The 23373-nt window shown below is 62.7% G+C and carries 23 protein-coding genes; 10 read left to right on the top strand and 13 right to left on the bottom strand.

The annotated features are described in order from the left end of the window. Positions 1 to 13: 13 nt before the first annotated feature. The 6 genes from VKV28_02090 to VKV28_02065 form a co-directional block, all read right to left on the bottom strand. Positions 14 to 1513 carry a mechanosensitive ion channel family protein gene (locus VKV28_02090; GenBank protein HLH75574.1) on the bottom strand — a complete coding sequence of 500 codons (1500 nt, stop codon included), beginning with the start codon at positions 1511 to 1513 and terminating at the stop codon, positions 14 to 16. Positions 1514 to 1641: 128 nt separating this feature from the next. Further along, complete coding sequence (locus VKV28_02085; protein ID HLH75573.1) at positions 1642 to 2265, bottom strand: non-canonical purine NTP pyrophosphatase; 624 nt, start codon at positions 2263 to 2265, stop codon at positions 1642 to 1644. Between the two features lie 9 nt (positions 2266 to 2274). Next, positions 2275 to 3390, bottom strand: coding sequence for a D-alanine--D-alanine ligase family protein (locus VKV28_02080; protein HLH75572.1), 1116 nt, complete (start codon positions 3388 to 3390; stop codon positions 2275 to 2277). A gap of 29 nt (positions 3391 to 3419) precedes the next feature. Continuing rightward, positions 3420 to 4874: an IMP dehydrogenase gene (guaB, locus tag VKV28_02075; protein HLH75571.1), complete on the bottom strand. Its 1455-nt coding sequence runs from the start codon at positions 4872 to 4874 to the stop codon at positions 3420 to 3422. A 210-nt stretch (positions 4875 to 5084) separates the two neighbouring features. After that, a complete protein-coding gene (locus tag VKV28_02070) occupies positions 5085 to 5573 on the bottom strand; it encodes an aromatic-ring-hydroxylating dioxygenase subunit beta (GenBank protein HLH75570.1) in 489 nt (162 codons plus the stop codon). Continuing rightward, entirely contained in the window at positions 5566 to 6840 is a 1275-nt protein-coding gene (locus VKV28_02065) for an SRPBCC family protein (GenBank protein ID HLH75569.1), read from the bottom strand. The genes VKV28_02070 and VKV28_02065 overlap by 8 nt, the downstream gene beginning before the upstream one ends. A 749-nt stretch (positions 6841 to 7589) precedes the next feature. Between VKV28_02065 and VKV28_02060 the strand changes: the two genes are divergently transcribed. From VKV28_02060 to VKV28_02050, 3 genes are all read left to right on the top strand, one after another. Then, entirely contained in the window at positions 7590 to 7973 is a 384-nt protein-coding gene (locus tag VKV28_02060; GenBank protein HLH75568.1) for a septum formation initiator family protein, read from the top strand. 108 nt (positions 7974 to 8081) lie between these two features. Beyond that, the gene (locus VKV28_02055; protein HLH75567.1) at positions 8082 to 9320 is read left to right on the top strand and encodes an MFS transporter; all 1239 of its coding nucleotides are present in this window, start codon (positions 8082 to 8084) and stop codon (positions 9318 to 9320) included. Then, positions 9320 to 9733, top strand: coding sequence for a CopD family protein (locus tag VKV28_02050; GenBank protein ID HLH75566.1), 414 nt, complete (start codon positions 9320 to 9322; stop codon positions 9731 to 9733). Before VKV28_02055 ends, VKV28_02050 begins: the two co-directional genes overlap by 1 nt. Before the next feature lie 59 nt (positions 9734 to 9792). Here the strand turns inward: VKV28_02050 and VKV28_02045 are convergent, their stop codons facing one another. Both VKV28_02045 and VKV28_02040 read right to left on the bottom strand, forming a co-directional pair. Continuing rightward, a complete protein-coding gene (locus VKV28_02045; protein ID HLH75565.1) occupies positions 9793 to 11028 on the bottom strand; it encodes a VWA domain-containing protein in 1236 nt (411 codons plus the stop codon). Further along, positions 11025 to 11900: a MoxR family ATPase gene (locus tag VKV28_02040; protein ID HLH75564.1), complete on the bottom strand. Its 876-nt coding sequence runs from the start codon at positions 11898 to 11900 to the stop codon at positions 11025 to 11027. Before VKV28_02040 ends, VKV28_02045 begins: the two co-directional genes overlap by 4 nt. A gap of 133 nt (positions 11901 to 12033) precedes the next feature. Between VKV28_02040 and VKV28_02035 the strand changes: the two genes are divergently transcribed. Next, the gene (locus VKV28_02035) at positions 12034 to 13131 is read left to right on the top strand and encodes a hypothetical protein (GenBank protein HLH75563.1); all 1098 of its coding nucleotides are present in this window, start codon (positions 12034 to 12036) and stop codon (positions 13129 to 13131) included. Between the two features lie 19 nt (positions 13132 to 13150). Then, complete coding sequence (locus VKV28_02030) at positions 13151 to 14296, top strand: cobalamin-independent methionine synthase II family protein (GenBank protein HLH75562.1); 1146 nt, start codon at positions 13151 to 13153, stop codon at positions 14294 to 14296. 4 nt (positions 14297 to 14300) lie between these two features. On the opposite strand, the gene VKV28_02025 is transcribed toward VKV28_02030, so the two are convergent. The 4 genes from VKV28_02025 to VKV28_02010 all read right to left on the bottom strand — a co-directional run bounded on the left by VKV28_02025 (position 14301) and on the right by VKV28_02010 (position 16849). Further along, a complete protein-coding gene (locus VKV28_02025) occupies positions 14301 to 14903 on the bottom strand; it encodes a uracil-DNA glycosylase (protein HLH75561.1) in 603 nt (200 codons plus the stop codon). 10 nt (positions 14904 to 14913) lie between these two features. Then, a complete protein-coding gene (locus VKV28_02020) occupies positions 14914 to 15339 on the bottom strand; it encodes a hypothetical protein (GenBank protein ID HLH75560.1) in 426 nt (141 codons plus the stop codon). Between the two features lie 28 nt (positions 15340 to 15367). Further along, positions 15368 to 16195, bottom strand: coding sequence for an FAD-dependent thymidylate synthase (gene thyX / locus VKV28_02015; protein ID HLH75559.1), 828 nt, complete (start codon positions 16193 to 16195; stop codon positions 15368 to 15370). 87 nt (positions 16196 to 16282) lie between these two features. Continuing rightward, a complete protein-coding gene (locus VKV28_02010; GenBank protein HLH75558.1) occupies positions 16283 to 16849 on the bottom strand; it encodes a DUF29 domain-containing protein in 567 nt (188 codons plus the stop codon). Between the two features lie 408 nt (positions 16850 to 17257). Here VKV28_02010 and VKV28_02005 point away from each other — a divergent pair, with 408 nt between their 5' ends. From VKV28_02005 to VKV28_01995, 3 genes are all read left to right on the top strand, one after another. Continuing rightward, complete coding sequence (locus VKV28_02005; GenBank protein HLH75557.1) at positions 17258 to 18292, top strand: quinone-dependent dihydroorotate dehydrogenase; 1035 nt, start codon at positions 17258 to 17260, stop codon at positions 18290 to 18292. A 64-nt stretch (positions 18293 to 18356) separates the two neighbouring features. Further along, entirely contained in the window at positions 18357 to 19169 is an 813-nt protein-coding gene (locus VKV28_02000) for a rhodanese-like domain-containing protein (GenBank protein ID HLH75556.1), read from the top strand. 17 nt (positions 19170 to 19186) lie between these two features. After that, positions 19187 to 19849, top strand: a complete 663-nt coding sequence (locus VKV28_01995; protein ID HLH75555.1) for a pyroglutamyl-peptidase I — start codon at positions 19187 to 19189, stop codon at positions 19847 to 19849. Here VKV28_01995 and VKV28_01990 read toward each other — a convergent pair. After that, complete coding sequence (locus tag VKV28_01990) at positions 19833 to 20960, bottom strand: response regulator (protein ID HLH75554.1); 1128 nt, start codon at positions 20958 to 20960, stop codon at positions 19833 to 19835. The two genes, VKV28_01995 and VKV28_01990, sit on opposite strands and share 17 nt — an antisense overlap. A gap of 325 nt (positions 20961 to 21285) precedes the next feature. Here VKV28_01990 and VKV28_01985 point away from each other — a divergent pair, with 325 nt between their 5' ends. Further along, the gene (locus tag VKV28_01985; protein ID HLH75553.1) at positions 21286 to 22569 is read left to right on the top strand and encodes a VWA domain-containing protein; all 1284 of its coding nucleotides are present in this window, start codon (positions 21286 to 21288) and stop codon (positions 22567 to 22569) included. Between the two features lie 62 nt (positions 22570 to 22631). Then, a complete protein-coding gene (locus VKV28_01980; GenBank protein HLH75552.1) occupies positions 22632 to 23327 on the top strand; it encodes an FHA domain-containing protein in 696 nt (231 codons plus the stop codon). Positions 23328 to 23373: the final 46 nt, after the last annotated feature.

The raw sequence follows: 23373 nt of genomic DNA, 5'->3' as shown, positions 1-23373 counted from the left end.
TGCGCACGTACGGTTAAAGGTCGAATAGCTCGCGCATCTTGCTCACCAACCAGCCGCGTTCGCCGCGGCGCTCGCCAGTTTCGCCCGCATTGCGTAGCCGCTCGCGAGTCTCGCTCAGGCGCTGATCCATCACCGCGCTGATCTCCTCCAATGCAGCGGGCCGGCGGCGGAATAGATCGGCGAAGGCCTGGCGGTTGAGCTCCACCACTTCGACTTCCGAGCGCGCAATTACGCTGGCGGTGCGCGGCTCGCCGGTCATCAGCGCGATTTCGCCGAAGAAGGCCGGCGGGGTGAGGTTGCCCAGATGCAGGCGGCCGCCGCCGGGCGCGCGGGCGCTGATTTCGACCTGTCCGCGGCGCAAAATGTGCAAGCAATCGCCAGCCCCGCCCTCATGCATCAGAACCTCGCCGGGTCCGAACTGATGGATGCGGCAATTGGGGAGCAGTGCCCCAAGATCCTCGTCACCGAGCCCGCGCAGGAAGTCGACCTGGCGCAATTCTCCCATCAAACGCTGCTCCTGAGCCTGGGGCCGTTGGCTATCCGGCTGGGCGGGGGCTCGCAACAGCGTACGCGTGGGGTAGGGTATTTCGATACCGTTTCGCTTGAGCGCATACCAAAGATTGCTCAGGATTGAGTCGCGCGCCTCCTCGTGAATCCCATAGTCTGCCATCCAGAATCGCATGCGATAAGAGATTGCGGACTCGGCGTAGCCTACCACCAGAACCTGAGGTTCGGGCTTGTCCAAAACCCCGGGCGTGCTGCTTAGGACCGCCATCAAAATTTCTTTAACCTGGTGCGGAGGCTGGCTGGTGGGTAGGCCGATCAGCAGATCTTCGGCTACCGCGGCGGCCGCGTAGTTGATCAGCACCTCCTTGGATAGCAGGACGTTGGGAATCTCCAGCCGCTCCTTGGTGTGGGTTAATAAGCGGGTAGCACGCCAACCGATTCCCACCACTTGCCCCAGATGATCGCCGTAGCGCACCCAATCGCCGGGCTCGAAAGGCTTTTGCAATTGCATCGACAAGCCGCTGAAGATGTTACCCAGGGTTTCCTGTAGGCCCAGGCCCACAATGACCGAGAGCACCGCCGAAGTGGCCAGCAGCGATGTCAGATCGACCTTGGTAGTCGCGCGCAGCACCAACATCACGGTGACCGTGTACAACAGCAGCATCAATAAGTCGCGAAAGATGTTGGAGGCGTTGGCGCCATGCGGCATCAGTAGGCGCAGCAGATCGAGACCTAGGCGGATGACGCCGAAGAAAAATAGCACCAGGCCGACGGCCTCGAACGATACCGCCAGCTCGGAGTGCGCCGGCATCAGGCGCATGATCAGGTCTGCCCCGAAGCCCAGCGCTATCATGACGAAGGGTGCTGGCCCGATCAGGCGTTCGCGCCGGCGCAAGGCGAAGCCCGCCAACGCGGCCATCACCATCGCGCCGGTTTCGATCGCCAGGCTTAGATAGCCGGGCAAAGTAGCCAGTCCGAGTAGCGTTTTCAGCGAGGGAGGTGTCACGGAGGATACTATAATTTCTCCAAGTTAGCAGTTAGGGTCCTGCTTGGATGCAGTATCATACTGGGCAGCGTAACCGCTATCTAAGGTGTCCACCACGCTTAGAAACCTCGAGCGAGTGAATCGAGGGTTTAGAGTTGTGCGGTCGCGATAGCGGTTAAATGACTAGCGGCCAGTTCGATAGCGGTTCGGCGTTGGCTGAGCCGCGCCTCTTCTTCCTCGCTCAATTCCGACACATAGCAAGCGTGCTGCGGCAGATACAGCACCGCGCGATAGGGAAAGCCCGGCCGCAGGGCGGGATGAACCCGCGACGCGATCAGCCCTTCCATCGCGGCTTCTGTCACCGCTTCGACCGCTTCGCCGTTGCACTCGTAGCGCAGCGCCAGGGCGCAGCGCAGACGCGCGGTGCGCGGCACGCCGTCCAAGGCGTTGACCCGTGCCACCACCGCTTCGGCCAGTGCTCGATCGTCGGCCTGTGCGCCCAGCCAGCGATGTGAGGCGACGCCGGGAGCGCCGCCGAGCGCATCGACCTCCAAGCCGCCGTCGTCAGCCAGGGTGGCAATTCGAGCCAAGCCGAAATAGTAGCGCGCCTTGAGCAGGGCGTTGGCGCTGAAGGTCGCGCCGGTCTCCTTGGCTTCCAGATCGATGCCAACTTCACGCAACGAGAGCAGTTCCAGCGGCCAGGACCGCAGCAGCCATTTATATTCCGCCAGCTTGGCCGAATTGGTGGTCGCGATCAGCAGGCGTGCAGCCATGGTTAGCACCTATACCGCGCGGCCCGAGGGAAGATAGTCCACCGTCAGCCGTTGACGCTCGCGATGTTCCTGCAAGGCTAGCTCGATCAGACGGTCCAGCAAGCTTGGCAGTGGCAACCCCGAGACTTCCCATAGCTTGGGGTACATGCTGATAGAGGTGAAGCCAGGGATGGTGTTGACTTCGCCCACTACCAGGCGACCGAGATCGGCGCTGGCCAAAAAGTCCACTCGCGCCATGCCGCGCAGCCTAAGGGCCTGGAACGCGGCGCACGACCAGGCCTGGATGCGTTCGACGATGGGGGCGGGGAGATGAGCCGGGATTGCGTAATTGGCCCCGTTTTCATCGAGATATTTCGACTCATAGCTGTAAAAGTCGTGACTGCTGGAGACAATAACCTCGCCAGGCAGCGAGGCTTGAGGCTCGTCGTTACCCAGCACCGCGCATTCGAACTCGCGCCCCGAGCAGGCCGCTTCGATCAGGACGGCTCGATCGTAGCGAAAGGCGTATTCGATCGCGCCGTGTAGTGCTTCCTCGCTCGTGACGCGACTCATTCCGATGGACGAACCCAGGGCGTTAGGCTTGATAAAGACCGGATAGCCCAGCTCTCGAGCCAACACAGGTGCGCTTTGCGGGTCGCGCTCGTACTCCTGTCGGCGCAAACTATGGAATTCGACCACCGGGACGCCGGCAGCCGCCAGCAACCGCTTCTGGATAGCCTTATCCATTCCGATTGCCGAGCCCAGCACGCCGGAGCCGACGTAGGGGACGCCTTTCATCTCAAGCAGCCCCTGGATAGTGCCGTCTTCGCCGAAGCTACCGTGCAGCACCGGAAAGACTACATCAATTGGGGAGGGACTAGGAGAATTGGCCACCCGCACGCCGCCCTCGTCCGCCGCTACCAGGTCGGTCGCGATGCCTGCGTGTTCGGGCAATTGGCCGCGACCGGCGACGATCGGCTCGAGCGTGGTGGCGGGCTCAGGTAAATATCGCCAGCGGCCCGCGCGCGTGATTCCCACGGCGAACAACTCGTGGGCCGGGTCGAGCGCCCGAATAACGGTCAAGGCCGAGCGCAGCGAGATCTCGTGCTCGCTGGAACGGCCGCCAAAAACAATCGCAACCCGCATCCTACCCCGCGCGCCGCTGGCACTTCCGGCTAATCAAGCCGGTAATTGGGAGCTTCCTTGGTGATAAATACGTCGTGCACGTGGCTCTCGCGCTGGCTGGCCTCGCTGACCTTGACGAAGCGGGCGCGCCGGCGCAACTGGAGCAAATTGGCCGCGCCGACGTAGCCCATCCCGGCCTGCAAGCCGCCCACCAGTTGATCGATGTTAGAGGCCAGCGAGCCGCGGTGAGGGACGCGACCTTCGATGCCCTCGGGTACCAGTTTAGCGTCGGCCACCAGATGCTGGTTGTAGCGGTCACGACTGCGCTCGTGCATCGCGCCCATCGAACCCATGCCGCGATACAACTTGTAGGTGCGACCTTGATACAGAATGGTCTCGCCCGGACTCTCTTCGGTGCCGGCAAAAAGCGAACCTATCATCACCGAGGAGGCGCCCGCAGCCAAGGCCTTGGTGATATCGCCCGAGAAGCGGATTCCGCCGTCGGCGATAACTGGCACGTGGGCGGCCTCGGCGGCGGCCACGCAATCCATGATAGCCGTCATCTGCGGCACCCCCACGCCCGAGACCACGCGCGTGGTGCAGATAGAGCCGGGTCCGATTCCCACCCGCAGGGCGTCGGCGCCAGCCTCGATCAGGGCGCGGGTGCCTTCGGCGGTGGCGACGTTGCCGGCGACCACGTCGATGTCGGTCTGGCGCTTGATGGCGGTCAGCGTTTCGATCACGTTGCGGGAATGGCCGTGGGCAGAGTCGATCACAATCACGTCGACGCCCGCGCGCACCAGCGCGGCGACCCGCTCCTCGCGATCGGCGCCTACGCCAACCGCGGCTCCGACCCGCAGGCGGCCCAAGGAGTCCTTGCTGGCATTGGGGTAGCGCACGGCCTTGTCCATGTCTTTGACCGTGATCAACCCACGCAGGCGATTGTGTTCATCCACCAGCGGCAGCTTTTCGATCCGATGAGCCTGCAGGATTTCCTGGGCCTGCTCCAGCCCGATCCCCAACCGCGCCGTAATCACCTTGGAAGTCATCACCTCGCGCACCGGTTTATCCAGTTGCCGGGCAAAGCGTAGGTCGCGATTGGTCAGGATGCCCACCAGGCGGTCGTCGCTCACCACCGGCAAGCCCGAGATCCGATAGCGGTGCATTACTTCCAACGCGGCGCGGATAGGCTGCTCGGGGGCGACCGTGATCGGATCGCTTATCATGCCGCTTTCGTACTTCTTGACGACCTCGATTTCGGCCGCCTGGCGCTCGATCGACAGGTTGCGATGAATGAACCCCACGCCACCCAACTGGGCAATCGCGATCGCCGTGGCCGACTCGGTCACGGTGTCCATTGGGCTTGCCACCAGCGGAATGTTGAGCGCGATGTGGCGCGAGAGCACAGTGGTGACATCGCATTGATGGGGCAGGACGTTGGATTCCTGCGGGAGTAGCAACAGGTCGTCAAAGGTCAGCCCCTCGCGCAGCTCGGGCAACGGCATGGGCGGTTCTCCTTTAACTGACAGCTAGAAAACGGCCCGCCGAAGGGGTGGACCTGCAATTCGCAACCGAACCGAATGTTGGGTTAACCAGTGGGAGTGCCATGTTTGAGAATAACAAATAGCGTCCGCGGGTGCAAATCAACTATGTGCGCCATGGCGAAGGGTGCGACGCGACAAGCGCTGGCCGGGATTTGCGCGGCTTGCCGCAGACTAAAGCGGTGTTACCAGCAGGGTGGGAATCTTGGCCGTGTCCACCACTACGATCTTCTCGCGCACACGCAACTGGCCTTGTTCCCACACCAGACGATCCTGGTATTCACCCACCGCGAACAGTTCCGAGCGCCCGTAATCCGCCGGGTCCAACATCGTGCGGTAGACCGCCAGGTTGGCACGCACCTCGACTGTGTTCTCCGCCGGCGCTTCCCTCACGCGGAGCGGACCCAACAAATGGCGATAACGATGGGGTGCATAAAGATTGGCCCGCCGATGGGCAGTGACGCGATCGCGCAACATAGCCTGGCTGTCGCCAAACATCAGTGCCACCGGCAGATGCTGGGCCACGTTCTCGTACGGGATGACCTTGTAGACGCAATGCTCCGTGAACAGCGCCGGCCATTCCTCCAACCGATCATCATCCAGGCAAGCGGTGTAGGCGGCCAGAAATTGTTCCACCCGCAGGCGCAACGCTATCTCATCCATGCGATGCTCCGAGGCCGGCGCCGGCTGCTGCCTCCAGCCGCAGTCCCATTGCCTGCCCCCAACTTCGCCAGAACGCCCGCAGCGCGTTTTCGGTAACCAAGGTTTGCGCCGGAGCAGTGTCACGGCCACCCATTTCGATTACCGAATGGGTGGTGGGATGATTAGCCAGCGCGCGCTGGACCAATTCCACCGCGTAGCCGTCTTCCAACGAGATATATCCGGCGGGGCCAATCAGATTGGCCTGCTTGAGCCGGATCGCCCGTAATTCGTCGTCGTCGTCCTGATAGCCGAAATAGGTCACGACCAGCTCGAAGCGATCGACCTCCAGCGGCACAATCTGGCGGGTCGCCAAGGTATTGCTGATCTGCTGCACTACCAGGTTGGGGAAAATCGAGAGTACTGACAGCGCTCGCCGTCCGAACTCGGGCCGCCCCGCCATCAGCGAGGGATCGGCCAGTTTGTATTCGGTGGTCGCGGCCTCCTGGCGGAAGGCCGAGGCTTCGGCCTCGTCATCGCCCTTGAAGGATTGAATGTGGCCGTGATTGGGCCCGGTGGTGGTGGTGCCCTCGGCGGTGGCGCGATGGCTGGTGAAGGTGGCGTGAAACAGATGAAGCAGGCTGGCGTGATAGGGGTCGCGGGTATTTTCCGCGTACAGCTTCCAGTTGCTCCTGATTTCCTGCCGGCTGTAACCCAGAATTTGGATTGGGCGATTGAACACCCGCGCCAACTCTTCCACTACCGCGCTGCCGAGGTAATCGGACAACGCGGGCGCCTGCGGACTGAAAGAGCCAAATAGAACCCCCTGGCAGGATTCCAGCCGCAACTCGGTCAGGCCATGATCGGACAAGCTGAAGTCGGCCGGGTAGCCGCCACGGCCGTTGACCCCGGCGCGAAAGGGAACGCCGCGCAGGCGCCCGGCCAAGTCATAATTCCACTGATGGTACGGGCAGACGATGGTTTTGAGCCGACCGCGCGGGGCCCTGCACACCATCGCGCCGCGGTGGGCGCAGCGGTTGAGCAGCAGATGGAGCTGCCCCTTGAGGTCTCGAGTTGCCACCACCGGCGCGCGCCCAATGGTGGTGGTGCGAAAGGCGCCCGGCTCGGCTAGTTCCGCCTCCAGCCCGACGTAACTCCAAATGGGCCCCTGCCACAACCGATCCTGCTCTTGCTCCTGCACCTCGGGATCGACAAACAGTCGGTAGGGGATACAGGTGCAGTCCAAGCTGGAGCGGTCGGGCTGGGACGCGTCGCGCCGCGCGTTATCCATGGCTGACCTCGGTCTGAACTCCTGATCGTGCTTTAACCGGCGGTCTGCACAGGGTCAAGGGGAAGCGGCGCGGTGGCTGGGCCGGGGGCAGTTGCTCATGACCAGCGACCCACCCACGCACGGATGAAACTGGGTATATCTAGGCTGCGGCGCCGTCAGCGGCCAGCGCAGAGCGTGGATTTCATCGCCCCGGTTGCCCCATCGCTCCTGCCTGATCCTGGAAGGGATTTAAGGGGTAGGCACATTTATCGCCCCGAGGCTTTGCCTGCGAGCTGAGCCAACCGTTATTTTCAAAGCCAGGGGGATGACCGGATGCGCCGCACGGCAGAAAAGGAAAAGCCCTCTGGTTAAGAGGGCTTTTCCGTTTCTCGAGGCCCTGAAGAAAAGGGCCTCGGCTCGTCCCTAGTCTAGCCTCACGGTATCTTGAGCCAGCCCCTTTTGCAGGGGAGTTTTGGGAAGCTTACTTCTTCTTTTTCTTGCCGGCCTTCTTCTTCATATCTGCCTTGAGCTTAGGTTTGGATTTTGCTGCTTTTGAAACCGTCTTTTTTACTGGCATCCGATACCCTCCTCCCCATCGTGATTCTCTACTGGACGAGCTCCGAAACTTATCCGTGGCCTAACTTCAGCCACCAAACGCCAGCGATTATAGAAACCTGTTTTCCAAAATGCAACACGCTGAGCTCAGATTTTAAAAAAAAATTATAAAACGAGAACAGCGGCCATCTGACCTTTGGTTTTCAGCAATTAAAATGGCGTTCAGAGATAAGGTCAGCTTGAATAACAAGCCACACCAGGTTTACGATCAATCGATGCTGCGAGTTAGCCAATGGCTGAAGCGAGAGCGGCTGTCTCTAATCCTGCTGGGACTACTGGTCGCACTTTCGCTTAACTGTCTGCTAGCCCCGCGCGGGGTGCGAGATCTGCTGATCCTGCGCCAGGACCGGATCGCGCTGGGAAATCAGATCGTGCGCGATGCCCAGGAAAATCATCAACTGGTTATCGATATCGATAATTTGCAACACAATGACGCTTATATCGAACGCTTAATCCGCAAAAACCTGGGCTATGTACGCTCTGATGAGTTGGTTTACCGATTTCACTCTGACAATACTGCTAGCGTAAGCTCACATTGACATATCCGGGCTCGGCCGGTTTTCCCCGCCTGTTGTTTCATTCGAGGAGCTGGCCAACAATCCTTTCAAATTCACCCGCCCGACCCTTGGCAATTGTAAAGTTTCTCGATGACCAACGCCGAAGCACTCCACCTCCAGTCTACCCCCGCAAACGGCCGGCACGCCCTGCTCATTCTGTTTCTAACGGTCTTCATCGACTTGCTGGGCTTCGGGATTGTCATTCCTTTCCTACCCTTGTTTGCCGCTCAGATGCACGTGCACGCCGCCGGCATTGGGCTGGTTTTGGCCAGCTATTCGCTGATGCAATTCCTGCTGGCCCCGGTTCTGGGCCGGCTTTCCGATCGTATCGGACGCCGGCCCATCATAATGCTGGGACTGCTGGGTTCGGCGTTGGGCTACTTACTGTATGGTTTTGCGACTACGCTGACTGGATTGTTGCTTTCCCGAGTCCTGCATGGCGGATGCGCCGCGACGATTTCCACCGCCCAAGCCTTTGTGGCCGACACCACCACCCCAGGCAAGCGCGCCCATGCGATGGGAATGATCGGCGCGGCCTTCGGCTTGGGCTTTGTCCTAGGTCCTGCGGTGGGCGGATTACTGGGCCATTATGGATTGCGGGTGCCGGTATTTTTCGCCGCCGTCCTCTGTCTTGCCAATTTTTGTTTTGCCGCCTGGAAATTGCCTGAGTCCCATACCAAAGCCGATCCGGCCGCGGCGCAAAGTAGCCTGATGTGGACCCTGACCGAGCCGTGGCGGCGCCTGCCCAAGCTCGTGACCGGCGGCGGTCCTGGCTTAATGTTCGGTCAAGCCTTTCTGCTGACCTCAGCCTTTGCGGTGCTTGAGACCACCTTCGCCTTGCTCGCCGCCCGCCGATTTGGCTATCGCGCCGGTGCGATCGGCGGCCTGCTGGCCTATGCCGGGTTGCTCCAAGCGCTGACTCAGGGCTACATCGTTGGCCGCCTGACGCGCCGGCTACAGGAGGAACACCTGATTCGCGCCGGCGCGCTCCTGATGGGGTTGGGAATGGCGATACTGGGTTTAACCGCCAGCACACTTTTGCTGTTCATCGCCCTGGCCCTAATCGCGCTGGGCTACGGATTGTCCAGCCCCGCCATTGCCAGCCTGCTTTCCAAGCACACCGAGATCGCCGCTCAAGGCCAGGTCCTCGGACTTAATCAATCGGCGCTGTCGTTGGCTCGAATCTTTGGTCCACTCGTGGGCGGTAGCCTGTTCCAGCTCGCCGCCGGTCCAGGAGCTTATCTGGGCGCGGCTGCGCTCAGCGTGGGCGCACTGGCGCTGGCGCGTTCCCTGCCCACCCGCAGCGCCCTATCCGGCGGAGGAAAGTGATGGCCTGGGTAATCGTCGTGCATGTCTTCGGCGTGATCTTTTGGCTGGGCAGCCTGTTGGTTATCTGTTCGCTGTTGGGACGGTCCGCCGATACCGCGGCCGGCGGCAAGAGCGAACTTATCGGTGCCACCCGCCGGCTTTTCAACGGTGCGCATGCCGGAGCACTGATCACGATCGTCTGCGGCATCATCCTGATCGCGATGGATCCGGTGGTGATGGCCGAAGGCTGGATGCATCTGAAGTTGGGGCTGGTGCTGCTGCTGATCGGCGCCGACCTGCTCTTGTGGCGGCGGATGGTCGCACTGGAAAGCAATCCCAGCGCGCTTGGGCGTAGCCAGTTCGCCATGCTTCATGGGATCATCAGCCTGCTGTTATTGGGGATTCTGATCCTGGTCTTCGTCCGCCCGTTTTGAGCAGAAATCAAGCCAGGGAGGGCCGAGCTGCTCCGAAGATAGGCCCTGAACGCGCGGTATTAGGCCGGCGCGGCGCGGACGGGGAGGCGGCGGGCCAGGGCCTCGGGGTGGGCGAGCCGCTCCAAGCCCAGTTCCAGCGCGCGCAAGTCGCGGCATTCGATCAGCCGGTCGGCCACGCGCGCATAGGCCGCGATCGCGCTGTCGCCCGTCCCCCAGCGCTCGCGCGCCTCGGGCGTAAGCCACAGCACGGTATGGCATAGACGGCGCGCTTGCAGGAGCAAATCGGCGCGCGGCGGGCGGCGATTGTTGCGCCCGTCGCCCAGAATCACGATCACCGTGGCGGGCGTGAGCAGGCGGCGGCGAGTGGCGAGCAATTCGTTCAGCGCCCGGCCGAAATCTGATCGCGCGTAGAGGTCTAGCGGTGGGGTTATGACGAGATGGCCCTGTTCGAAGCTGGCTTCGGCCAGGCGATCGATGAAGACGAAGCTGTTGACGCGGCGGAAAAGATCACGCGCCCCGGCGATCAGCGCCAGCATCAGGGCCGAGGCGTAACGCACCGAGCCCGAGACGTCGCCCAGGATTAGCAAGTCGAAATGGCGCGGCCGGCGCGCGCGCCACTTTAAATCGATAAGCGTGCCGCCGCGCGAGACCGCGGCGCGGATAGTGCGGCGAATATCCACTCGGCCCTGGCGCGCGTGCTTGAGCCGGCGGCCTAGGCGCAGCCGAAAGCGCCGGCGCAGCAGGGCCAGGGTCTGTTGGGCCTGCTCATAATCCAACTCGTTGTAAGTGGCGAAGGGGCGGCTTAACGCGGCGCGATGCCGGGCCAGATGACCCGGCATCGCACTGGTCAGTTGCGCCTGGTGCTCGGCCCGCTCGTCAGTCGTCGAGGCCTGCTCAGGGCCGCCAGATTTTCCCGCCTCCCGATCCTCGGTGCGGGGCTGCGCCCGCGGCCGTAAGCCCGCGGTCGGCTCGGGCTGGCGCGGGGGGTGGGGCGCGCCACCGCCGCTTTGGCCCTGGCCGTGACCGCCCGCCATCCCCTGCCAGCTCTGGCCCTGTCGCGCCGCGGGCGTCCGGAGCAGGCCGGCGCGAAAGAAGCGCGCGAATTCCTGGTCGAAAGTCGCGCGGTCCGCTTCGTCCTTGATCAAACTGGCGGACAGAGCCTCGCGCAAGCGCTCGCGCTCCAAGCCCGTGGCCGCTACCGCCGCAATCGCGTCGAGGCTTTCGGCCACCGAAATCCGCACGCCTGCGGCGCGTAGGCGCACCACGAATTCGTGCAGCCGTGAGCGGAGTGTCACTTGGTGCTACGGGCTAGCAAGGCTGCCCCTTTACCTTCGACCAGGGTCCGATCGGCTTCGTGTTTGAGCAGCAGGCCCAAGGTTGTTCGCAATGCGGCCGCGTCAAGTTCTTTGATTTGCAAGGCCAGCAGCGCACGGGCCCAATCCAGAGTCTCTGCGATAGAGGGTGGTTTGATCAGCTCCAACTTGCGCAATGTGTTGACGAAGCGGGCTGCCGCGGCGGCCAAGGCCGGCTCGAGCTCGGGCAGTTTGAGCTCCAGGATTCGTCGTTCCTGCTCGATGCCGGGGAAGTCGATAAACAGGTACAGGCAGCGCCGGCGCAGCGCCTCTGACAGCTCGCGCGCGCGATTGGAGGTCAGCACCACGACTGGGCGCAGGGTGGCGCGAATGGTTCCTAGTTCAGGGATGCTGACCTGGAAATCGGAGAGCAGCTCGAGCAGAAAGGCCTCAAATTCTTCGTCCGCCTTGTCGATCTCGTCGACCAGCAAGACCACCCGCTGCGGCGAGGAGATGGCCTTGAGCAGCGGGCGCTGGAGCAGGTATTGCGAGGAGAAGATGTGCTCGGAGAGTTCTTCCCAACGCAGGCCGCCGGCCTCGTCCGCCTGCAGGCGCAAGAGCTGTTTTTGGTAATTCCATTCGTACAGCGCGCGCGCCTCGTCCAGCCCCTCGTAACATTGCAGTCGCACCAGTTCCAGACCCAGCATCTCGGCCAGCACCTTGGCGACCTCGGTTTTGCCCGCGCCGGCTGGTCCTTCGATCAAAAGCGGCTTCTCCAGGCTGAGCGCGAGCTGGAGGGCGGTGGCGACCCGCTCGTTGGTGACATAGCGGGCGCGCTCCAGCGCGTCGGCGATAAATTGGGGCGTGACGGTCACAGCAAAAGCATCGCCGCCCCCGACTCCGTAGTCAAACCGGGCCTGGGCGCGGCGGTTGCGCCCACGGTGCGACTGCGCTAGCGCTCAAGCAGCGACTGCGGTGGTTTAATCGCTCTTCAAAGGAGGCAGCCTCATGGGAGAAATCCTCGGTATCGGCGCACCCCACAATCCGATGGTGTGTTGGAACGACCAGCGTATGGCGCACGGTCACGAGGTTGTGATGCGGGCGCCCAAAATCGCCCCGCGCTATCCCGATCGCGCCGCCTGGCCGGCGCCGCTTCTGGCCGATCTCGGCGCCGACCAGGGGCTGAGCACCTCGCACCGCTACCATGAGGCTTATCGGCGCAATTTCCTCAAGCTTCAGCGCGTGATCGCAGGGTTCAAACCCGATTTTATGATTATCGTGGGCGACGACCAGTATGAAAATTTCACCGAGGAGATCATCCCACCCTTCTGTGTCTTCGGCCTGGAGGACAGGGTGGAGATTCGACCTTGGAGCCATGGGGTTGGCGGTAAAGGGCTCAATCAATGGGGTGAGCCCGAAGATTATGTTTTTACCTTGCGCGGCCATCGCGAAGCCGCCAAGTACATTACCACCGCGCTCATCGAGAGCGGTTTTCCCATGCCCTACGCCTACAAGCTGCGCCATCTCTCGCACGCCTTCGTCAACCCGATGCTATTCTTGGATTGGGAGCGCACCGGCTTTGCGGTCCCGATCGTACCGATTCAGGTCAATTGCTACGGCAGTTCGGTGCTGGTGGCCAAGGGTTTCGTCGATCATCTCTACCATGATCTCGCCGCCGCGGGTTCGCCCGACCCGCCCGCGCCCACGGCGACAGGCTGTTGGAACCTGGGCCTAATGCTGGCAGATCTGTTGGAGCGCAGCTCCTATCGCGTGGTCATCATGGGCTCCGCCAATTTGTCTCATTCCTTCCTGGCCTCGCGCACCGGCTACGTGCTGTGCGATCTGGAGGCCGATCGGCGCGTGATCGAGGCGCTGGAAGAGGGCCACCTGCGCTACCTGGCTTCCTTGTCCAAAGAGGAAATCGAGGAGACGGGCTTGCACGAGATTCTCAACTGGACCGTGCTGGCCGCGGCGATGGATCGGCTTGGCTACCAGTGTATGCTGCAGGACTACCTGGGGGATAATCACATGTTCCTGTCCACTGCGTGCTGGGCCTGGTTCGGAGCCCCGGCGCGCTTGGCGGAGATCAAGGCCCAGACTGCTTAACCACCGGAGGAAACCACCAATGCGCCGCAGTATCGAGCGGATCATCACGACCCACGCTGGCAGCTTGCCCCGCCCCGACGATCTCACTCAGATGATGTGGGAGCACGCCGAGGGCAAAACATTAGACCAGGAGCGGCTGGGGCAACGGGTCAAGCAGGCGGTGATGGAGGTCGTCACGCAGCAGCTCGCGGTCGGCCTGGACGTAGTTAGCGACGGCGAGATGAGCAAGCCCGGCTTCAGCAACTATATCGGCCAGCGGCTGTCCGGTTTCGAGGCCAGCGGACCGCGCAAGTTCGTCGCCACCGATATCGCCGACGTGCCCGGTCTGGGCCGGCGCGCGGGGCAGAGCGAAGCCCAGCGCCGGATGGTGATGCCGGCGTGCGTGGGGCCGATCGCAGTGCGCGATCGGGAGGCGGTCCAGGTGGATATCGCCAACTTCAAGGCGGCCCTGGCCGGCCGCGATCTTGACTTGGCATTCATTCCGGCGGTGACGCCCAGCCATCTGACCTTCAATTTTCCCAACCGCTACTACGGCTCATTCGAGGCCTACTTGGCGGCGGCGGCCGACGCGCTCAGCTATGAGTACGAAGCGATTGTCGCGGCCGGCTTCAATCTGCAACTGGACTCGCCCGATTTGGCGATGGCCGGTCACAGCTTCTCCGACGGCACCGAGCCGGTGGACCTGCAGAAGTACGTGCCGGTGGCGATCGAGGCGATCAACCACGCCATTCGCAAGCTGCCGCCCGAGAAGGTGCGGCTGCATCTATGCTGGGGCAACTACGCCGGCCCCCATCACAAGGACGTCGAGTTGCGCCGAATCATCGCGCCAGTGCTCAAGACCCGCGCCGGTTTCATTTACGTGGAAGGGGCCAATCCACGCCACGAGCACGAATGGGAAGTCTGGCGCGAGGTCAAGCTGCCCGAGGATAAGGCCCTGATTGTCGGCATGATCGACACCGTGACCAACCACGTCGAGCACCCGCGCGTGGTCGCGCAGCGCTTGGAGCGCTACGCCTCGGTGGTCGGTAAGGAGAACGTAATCGCCGGTACCGACTGCGGCTTCGGCACCTTCGTGGGGTGGTCCAACTGCGACCCGCAGGTGGCTTGGCTCAAGCTGGAGGCGCTGGTAAATGGAGCGCGGATGGCCTCCGAGGAGCTGTGGTAGAGGGCTAAAGCTGCTCCAGCACGCGGCGCAGCCGCAGGAAATCTTCGCGGTAGCGCGCGCGCGAGTAGGCGCCGCGGATCACATAGCCGGGGTGGTACATCGGATAACAACGCCATCCCTGATGGGCGTGCGGGGCCGGGCAAGCGGGATCGAAGGGCACGCGCGCGCCAGCGACATGATACCAGGCCAGGCGTCCCAGGCAGGCGATTATCGGCGGGGAGGCAAGGACCAACTCGGCGTGCAGGAAGCGGCGGCATTGGGCGATCTCACGCGGGCGTGGATCGCGATTGCGTCCCTTGCGGTCGCGCGGGCTGCATCGTACCAGGTTGGTGATAAAGACCTCGCTCAGGCCGGCCTGCTCGATCATCTCGCGCAGCAAGTCGCCCGATCGATCCCCCAGAAAGGGCACACCGGTGCGATCGCCGCCCAAGCGTCCGGGTGCGATTCCCACAAATGCTACCCTGGCTGGGAGGTCGCCGGCCCCGGCGACCACCTGGGTGCGGCCGCGCGCCAGCGCCGCGCAGCGCCGGCATTGGCCCATCGCCCGGGCCAATGCGGCCAATTGCGCCGCAGGCGTCAAGAGGGGCGCGGCGGTGCAGGCTGTCATCTTAACCTTGTTAACCTTGCTGGTTTGAATCCGTACGTTGGAAAACTATTCGCGGGGCACGGCGGCGTTCCAAAAACAATTGCGCGCGATAGCGCAGCGCACCGACCTCCAACTCACGCGGGCTTTGCCGCAGGTCGTCGTTGAAAGCGGACAGTTCCTGGCACAGTCGCTCTATGTCGATTCCCGCGTAGCTGGGGCGCAGATCCTCCAGCGCCAGCATTGCTTGGGAGAGCAGATTGATGGTGGCCTGACGACCACCGCGCTCGAAGCGCAGATGGAGCCCAGCGGCGATGCGATTGAGTGCTTCCAGCAGTGGTCTGTCTTGCTCCGTACTGTTAGCCAGAAGCTCGAAGCTTTCGCCGGCGGCGAAATAGTCGCCCTGGTTGAAGCGCGCGATGGCAGCGTGCAGATCGAGCTTAGGTCCGTCGTCGGTCATGTTGTAAGCTGCGCCTTGCCCCGGGGTTTCAGAGCCGCTCTTTTTCCTCGACCGTGCGGAATTCCTCGTCGGCCAGGGCGCGGACCTTCTGGCTGCCGTACAAATTGTAGAGTTGGAACAAGGCGCTCTTGTGCGGACGCACCTTGCCCAGCGGGCATTGCCGCCAATCCTCCAGCGACTCGTCGCAATAACCCATCCGCCGCTCGCCGCATTTGGGCTGCAGGTAGAGCGCTAGCTCGGGCAGCACGCGTTTGATCTCGGCCCGCATCAAGGCCACCATTCGCCGAATTTCCCACTGCGCGCGCACGCATAGACGAACGTCGCAGATATGGAGCAATTCGGCAAAATTCACCATGATTTGGAAGTTAGTGGGGGCCGCGTTGGGCAGCACGAAGCGGGCGTCTTCGGCCGGCACCCCGGCTTTAAGAGCGCGCGCGTAGAGCTGGGAGATCTGCTCGCTCAGTTCGGCGTAATCTCCGCTCAGGCCGGCGCGTGCCCACGATTCCGGCATTACGTAGGTTAGCCGCTCCTCTTTAAACTTGACGTAGCGCTGGCTTTGCTGTTCGAAGCTAATTCCGATGCGGTGGCGGACCAGCTGATGGGATAGCGAGCGCGAGACGCCCGCGATGGCGAACCAGAAGACCACCTGTTCCAGCGGCGAGGCGTGGCCGGTTTGCAGCCGCTCGCCGATGAAGCCGCGGATGCGCTCGGGGCTGATGCGCTGGTCGCGGATCTTTTCCCAGATCTCGATTGGGCTGTCGGCCGAATAGCAGGTGCGAAAAGCGGCGTAGAGCTTCTCTTGCGGCATCGCCGCATAGTCCACCAGCCTGACCTGCATTGTCGCCTGATTATCCATCAAGCCTATCATTATAGACTTGGCAAGTCGGCGGCAAAGCCTCTGACGCGGCCTTGTCCACAGCACCAAGCCCGCGCTGGGGCGTTCTTACCCGGCCCGGTCGGAAGCGGCGGAGGGGAAGTTGAAATCCAGGATCTGATCCACCGGCCATGGGCATTGGCTGGGTAAGCTGGTCTCAACCAACCCGCTTTCCACGCTGGCGGCGTGGCGGGCGCGCTGGTAAGCGGCCTCGAGCGCGCTTGCGAATCGGGATCCCAGGCTGGGGCTGCGCGCCACCAAATCAGCCAGCTCCAAGCGTTGATCGTGCATTGCAACTAGCCATTCGCGGCATCGCCGAACTGGCTGATGATGCCATTGAAGCAGGTACATCAACAGCCGTGCGAGATGAGCAAACCACAGCCGCGCTTCGCGCTCACCCAGCCGCTCAATCTCCTCCGCCAGCCGCGGCCAATGGATAGCTTCGGGGCGGTGCTTGCGCAGGGCCTCGGCGGTCACCAGTGCCCATCGATGGAAGTCGCGCCGATAGAGCGCGCAGTGGGCGAAGCGATCGGCAAAGCAAGGTTCGGCGCTGACCACGACGGGGTCGTCCCACTCCATCCAGTCCGCGATAGCGACCGCCGCGCTCGCCAGCCGCTCGATGTCGTACGCCCGCATCGAAGCGATTGTCAGCTGTGAGCCCTCGCGGTTCAGCTCTAGTGTTGCCGGCGCTAAATCGCAGGTGGTTCCCGGAGCGCTCGCGCAAGTTGGTTGGAATATAACTCGCTGCTCGTCCAGAATGACTTCCCAGCTATCGCCTGTTGCTTGCCCCAAAGCAGCAGCCAGCTCCCGCCGTTGCTCGACTTCGGCTAGCGCTAGCCATCCTTGGCGCGCTCGCGCTGGCGGCTGGCGAGGCTCGATTAGCACGGCCGTGAGCTGCATCGGAATTCCATTATATAGCACAAGAGAGTCGCGGTTGGATGTCAAGCCGCTTGCCGTCAGGCGCTCGGGAAGAAACACTGGCAAGCGATGGCTTCGACCCAATGGACTTTTAGCTCATGGCGGTCGGCATGGTGGGGCCGGCTGATGCGCCCACTGCTGTTCAAGCTTGAGCCCGAGACCGCCCACCGCGTGGTGCTCAGTCTGGTTGCGGCTTGGCCGGCGATGTTTGCCGGCACCGATTCACCGGTACTGAAGCAGGATCTATGGGGAATGCCGTTCTCCAATCCGGTCGGACTGGCCGCCGGATTGGACAAGGATGGGATCGCGGTGGACGCCTGGCAAGCGTTGGGCTTCGGCTTGGCCGAGGTTGGCACCGTGACCGCGTCCCCGCAGCCCGGCCATCCGCCGCCCCGGCTCTGGCGTTTGCCCGAGCATAGGGCGCTGATCAATCGGCTGGGCTTTCCTTCTCAGGGCAGCGAGCGGGTCGCGCGGCGTCTGAGTCGGCTGCGCCAGCGCGGGATTGGCCTGCGGCTGGCGATCAACTTAGGACCCAATCGCGACACCCCGCCCGAGCGCGTGGCCGAGGAACTGGCCCAAATGGCGCACACGTTAGCGCCGCTGGCCGACTTACTGGTCGTCAATCTGAGTTCGCCCAATACGGCGGGCTTGCGCCAATGGCAAGCGCCCAATTTGATGCGTGCTCTGATCACGCAAGCTTTTCCACGCCCCTGGAGCGGAGCGCGAAAACCGCCGCTGCTGATTAAGCTGGCCCCCGATCTGGATCCCAGCCAATTGGCGCTTATATGCGATCTGATGCTGGATTTGGGGGTGGACGGCGTGGTGGCCACCAACACCACGATTGCGCGCGAGGCGGTAGGCGTTCGCAGCCCCCATCCCGGCGGACTCAGCGGACCACCGCTGCGAGAGTTGGCACGCGGGGTGATTCGCACTATTTATCGACGTAGCGCGGGGCGCCTGCCGATTATCGGCGTGGGTGGAGTGGCCAGCGCTGCCGACGCCTATGGCCATCTGCGCGCGGGTGCCCGGCTGGTCGAACTTTATACCGGGCTGATCTACGAAGGGCCTGGGCTGCCGCGAGCCATCAAGCGGGGTCTGACTCAATTGCTCGTTCGTGACGGCTTCGACTCAGTCGGCCAGGCGGTGGGTATAGACGCCTGAAGGGTTGCGACCAGCCCACTTAAATACGGCGTCCGATTGGTGGCGCCGGGAGGGGAGTAGCGAGATGGACCAGGGCTTTCTGGTTGACGAAAATTGGCTGACAAGGCATGCGACGGATCCCACCGTGGTCCTGATCGACACTCGCCCGGCTGCGGAGTACTGGCAAGGCCATCTTACCGGCGCGCGTCATTTCGATCCCTTTCCGTTTCATTGTTACGACACCGGGCCCAAGGGACTAGCTGAATTCATCGAGCAGTCGCAGTGGATTTTGTCGGCGCTGGGGGTAAGCGGGGACGAATCGCTGGTGTTCTATGAGAACAACTCCGGCTCACGCGCAACGCGCGGGGCTTGGCTAGCGGAATACCTGGGTCATCCCCGGGTCGCGATTCTCGACGGCGGCCTGGGCGCGATGCGCCAGCCCGCGCTCACGGCGGAGGCTGCGCCATATCGGCCGCGGCGGTTTGAGGCGCGGCCGCGGGCGGGGCTGGTAGCGACCGCCGCGAACATCATGGACTGGCGCGAGGATGCGGGTCATGCGCTGCTCGACGTGCGCAGCGCAGCGGAATATTACGGCGAGAACGTGCGCGCCAAGCGCGGGGGTGCGATTCCCGGCGCGCGCTTTCGCGAATGGCAACTTAACAACGACGCGCAGGGGCGCTTTTTATCTCCCGCGCAGTTGCGCGACGCTTTTGGTGCGCTAGGGCTGAGGCCTGAGCAGGACGTGGTGACCTATTGCCAAGGCGGTTATCGCGCCGCGCACGCCTTTTATGCGCTGCGTCTGGCGGGCTTTACGCAGGTGCGCAATTATCTGGGCTCATGGGGCGAGTGGGGCAATCGCGACGATCTTCCTATCGTGACGCCGCGGCGTCACGCCTGACGCCGGGTAAGCGCGCGTTGACCAGTACGGGCACGCCGGCTGGCGGGCGCGCTGTACCTCTCTTGCTGTTGGCAGGTTTCGAGCCCTTTGGCGGGGAGCGCTTCAACCCCTCAGGCCAGATCGCGCGTCAGCTCGAAGGCGAAGTGATTGGCGGCTTGCTGGTGCGTGCGCTGGAGTTGCCGGTGACTTACGGCCGGGCCCCCGCTCTGCTGGCGCGTGCCATCGCTGAGCTCTCCCCGGCGGCGATGCTGGGGCTGGGCCAAGCCGGCGCGCGTGCTGCCATCGCGCTGGAACGAATCGCGATCAATCTGATGGATAGCACGGCGCCTGACAACGCCGGGGGCCGGATGCGTGACCAGCGCGTGGTCGTCGGCGGTCCCGACGCCTATTTCGCCCGCCTGCCGCTGCGCCAAATTATGCGCGCTCTGGACCGCCGCCACATCCCTTGCGAGTTGTCGCTCAGCGCCGGCTCTTTCCTTTGCAACGCCGTGATGTACGCGGGCTTGCACGAATTGCGCCGCCGCCCTCACGTTCCCTGTGGCTTTCTGCATCTGCCTTACGACACCGCCCAGGCCGTGCACCATCGCGGCACGCCCAGCCTGCCATTGGACTTAATGGCGGCGGCGGTACGGACCGCAATCGCGGTAATTGGAGCTTGGCGATTTAAGGCCGCGAGTTAGTCAAGGGAACTTGGGGCCCTGGCGGCGGTTTGAGCGCCAGCGCGGCGGCATTATGCTGGCGCGCATGCAGCAAAATTTCGCGTAGCTTGACCGGATTGACAGGCTTCTTGAAGATGGCGCCTTCCAAGCCCTCCAGCCGGCTGCGCTTAATAATATGATCCTTATCGTAATGGTAGGCGGTCATCATGACCACCGGTAGCGCGGGCAATTCCTCGCGCACTTGCAGATAGAACTCGTAGCCGTCCATCTCCGGCATCACTACATCTGAGATCACCGCGTCCACTTTGACATTACGCAAAATCGCCAGGGCGCTGCTGGGGCGCAGCGCGGTATAGACCACGCAGCGTTCGGCCTTGAGCACGTCGGCCAACGAAGTGACCACCGTTGGGTCGTCGTCCAGGACCAGCACCACCATCCCGCTCAAGGGCCATTCGCTGACCGCAAGGACCTCGGCGGCAACCGGGGTGGGCAAGTCGACCATGCGCCTACCCTGCACATAGTCGCGGGTCTCGTAGGTGCCTTGGCGCGCCATTTCATCCAAACGAACGATGATCTCCTGCACCCGCGCAACGCCGCTCCTAATCGACTCCAGGCGCTCGCTTTCCACCACCAACTCGGCATCGCTCAGGTGTCCTTCCACCGCGCGTGCCAATAAGTCCACGTTGTTGAGGATGGCGGCCAACGGATTGTTGATTTCATGCGCTAAGCACACGGCGATTTCACCGGCGGTAGCAAGCTGCTCGCGCCGGCGCAGCTCGCGGATGTCGCGGGCAAAGCCGATGGAACCGATTTCGTGGCCCTGCTCGTCGTAGATCAAAGAGCCCGAGATCGCCACTGGGATGGATTGTCCCGCCTTGTTGCGAAACACAGTCTCGAAGCTGGCAATCTGGCCGTGATTGGCGCGCATCGCCTGCATCACCAGGCGTGCGTCCTGAGGCGAGCGATAGAGCATACGCACGTCGTGGCCAACCACTTCCTCAGGAGGAAATTGCAGACCAGCGCGTGCCCCATCGTTATAGTAGATAACGCTTCCTTGCTGATTGACCGCCACTACGATGTCGGGCGAGGTTTCAACCAGGCGCTGGAGGTATTTTGGATCCAGTGACAACATCGGTACTCCGCATCCCTCACCGGCAACCTACGTCCCCCAGCCGGGTGCCTGACCACCTGAAGCTAGCATTGCGCAGGGTCTGGAGCTTTGCAAGTGTGGGAAAATCCGTCCTATGCCGAGGCGACGAGAGGAAAAGCGGCCGGCCCCGACCTTGGCGAGTTGCTAATCCAAGGAAATTGCTCATAAAATAAACCGCTGATCGCCGGTATCCGAGCGGGGCCGCGCGGGTCAAGACTGGAACTGTGGCGCTATCGAGAAAGCGTTAGCCAAGCGCGCAGAGGCAGCGCAAGCACAATCCGCTCAGTAGCTGAAAAGGGGTTTGCCGATGGCACAGCCGCTTACTTTCCAGGTTTTGCCCAGCCGAGAATATGTCTTGTCCAGCGCCGAAAACTTCGTGCTTTATGTTCTTTTGGAAGCGCTGGCACAGGGCGGCGCAGGGGCGCGCCTGCCGCTCAACCTGGGGGTGGTGCTCGACCGCTCAGGCTCGATGTACGACGAGCGGCGACTTGAATTCGTGATCGAGGCTGTCAAATTTTTGATCGATAACCTCAATCCCGAGGACAAAGTTACCATCGTCGCCTTTGCTGATAAGGCCCAGGTCCTGACCTCGGGCGCGGCGGACGACAAGGCTGGGGCCAAGCGGGCCATCGACGACATCGATCTGCTCGAAATCGGCGGTGGTACCCAAATGGCGCTGGGGATGCGCGCTGCAATAACCGAGGTGCGCAAGAACTTAGGCGCGGAACGACTTAATCGAGTCCTAGTGCTCACGGATGGCCAGACTTACGAAGAGATGGCATGTCTGGAGTTGGTGCGGGCCAATCCCGACATCCAATTCTCGGCGATGGGAGTCGGGGTTGAGTTCAACGAAAAGCTGCTGATGCGCATCGCCCAGGATTCGGGCGGCAAGTACCATTTCATCGGTGACTCTGCCCAGATTCCCACCATTTTCGATGATGAATTACAGGGCTTGCGTGCCGTCGCGATTCGTAACGGCCGGATCGAAGTCACGCTCTCCCAAGGCGTTCAGATTCGCGAAGCCTTTCGGGCCAGTCCAGAAATCTATTCGCTCGGTGAGCCCTTGGTGGGCGAGGATCGCAAGGTCAGCTACCAGGTTGGCGACCTGGAGGCTGGCGTGCCGGGCTCGGTACTGCTAACCCTGGTCCTGCCGCCGCGCCGGCCTGGCCCGGTGCGGATCGCCCAGGCCAGCTTCCATTATCAGGTTCCCGGTGCGGCCGAAAGCGCGGTCAATGCCGATATCGCTATCGAATACACGCTGGATCGGGCCCTGACCAGCAAGGCCAGCGGGCGGGTCATGAACCTGGTAGACCAAGTCTCAATCGCCAAACTGCAGACCAAGGCTGAAGAGGAGTTGCAGGCGGGTAATGTGGACCGGGCCACCCGGCTTTTGGGCAACGCTATCCAGGGCACCCAACGCTTAGGCAACGTCAAGGCGACCCAAGCTTTGTCGGGTCTGATGGATCAGATCCGACAAACCCAGACCCTGGGGACACGGGCGGCCAAAACCACCTTGCTCAACGCGCAGGCGGTGGTGCGCAAGACCCAGATGCTCGATCCCAAGGCATTGAAAGATTTCAAGCCCGAATAAGTCTGGGCGCGGATGGCGGACGAAATCGACAACACAGACTAGCGCAAAGAGGCTAGGGCAACATGACCAAGTGTAGCGAGTGCGGATACGAAAACATGGATGGGCTGGACTATTGCGACAGTTGCGGGGCCAAACTGGCACCGGCGGCCGCCGCGGAAGCGCCCGCCCCAGCGCCCGGTGCGCCTGCACCTGAGCATCATGACAGCGGCGCCAACGGATCCGAGGCCGCGGCGGTGCGCGCACCGGCCCCGGAAGCAACCAGCACCGTTCCAGAGCCGGCTAGCGTCCAGGGACTGCAGGCCAGCGCAGTGGCGGCCGAAGCCGCGCCCGCTCCAGCGCCTTCGGCAGAAGAGCCCACCGGCGAGTTGCGCCCGCCGCCACCCAGTGCGCCGCCGACAGCGCCTGGCGCGGCGCCGACTTTCAAGGCCAAATTGAAGATTACGCGTGGCGGCCGGGTCGGACAGGAGTTTCCGCTGGAGGCGGGCAATAATCTGATTGGACGCTGGGATCCTGAAACCGGCTCCTTTCCCGAGGTCGACATGGAGCAGGACGACCCAGAGGCCAAAACCTCGCGCAAGCATGCCCTGATCCGGATTGAGGGGGACCAGATTACGGTGGAGGATATCGGGTCTCTCAACGGTACCTATGTCAACCGTGGCCAGCGCCTGGGCCCCGGCAATCCCGTCCCGCTCAAAAACGGCGACGAGGTCATCGTCGGTAAGACCTTTTTCAAGGTAATCGTCGAGCCGATATCCTGAAGCTGGCGGGAGTTTGGGCGGCGTCCGGGCTCAGCAACGGAAAATT

It is taken from the genome of Candidatus Binataceae bacterium (assembly GCA_035294265.1).
Taxonomy (GTDB): Bacteria; Desulfobacterota; Binatia; order Binatales; family Binataceae; genus DATGLK01.
The sequence above is the reverse complement of the archived record's forward strand: the minus strand, read 5'-3'. Positions and strand labels throughout refer to the sequence as shown.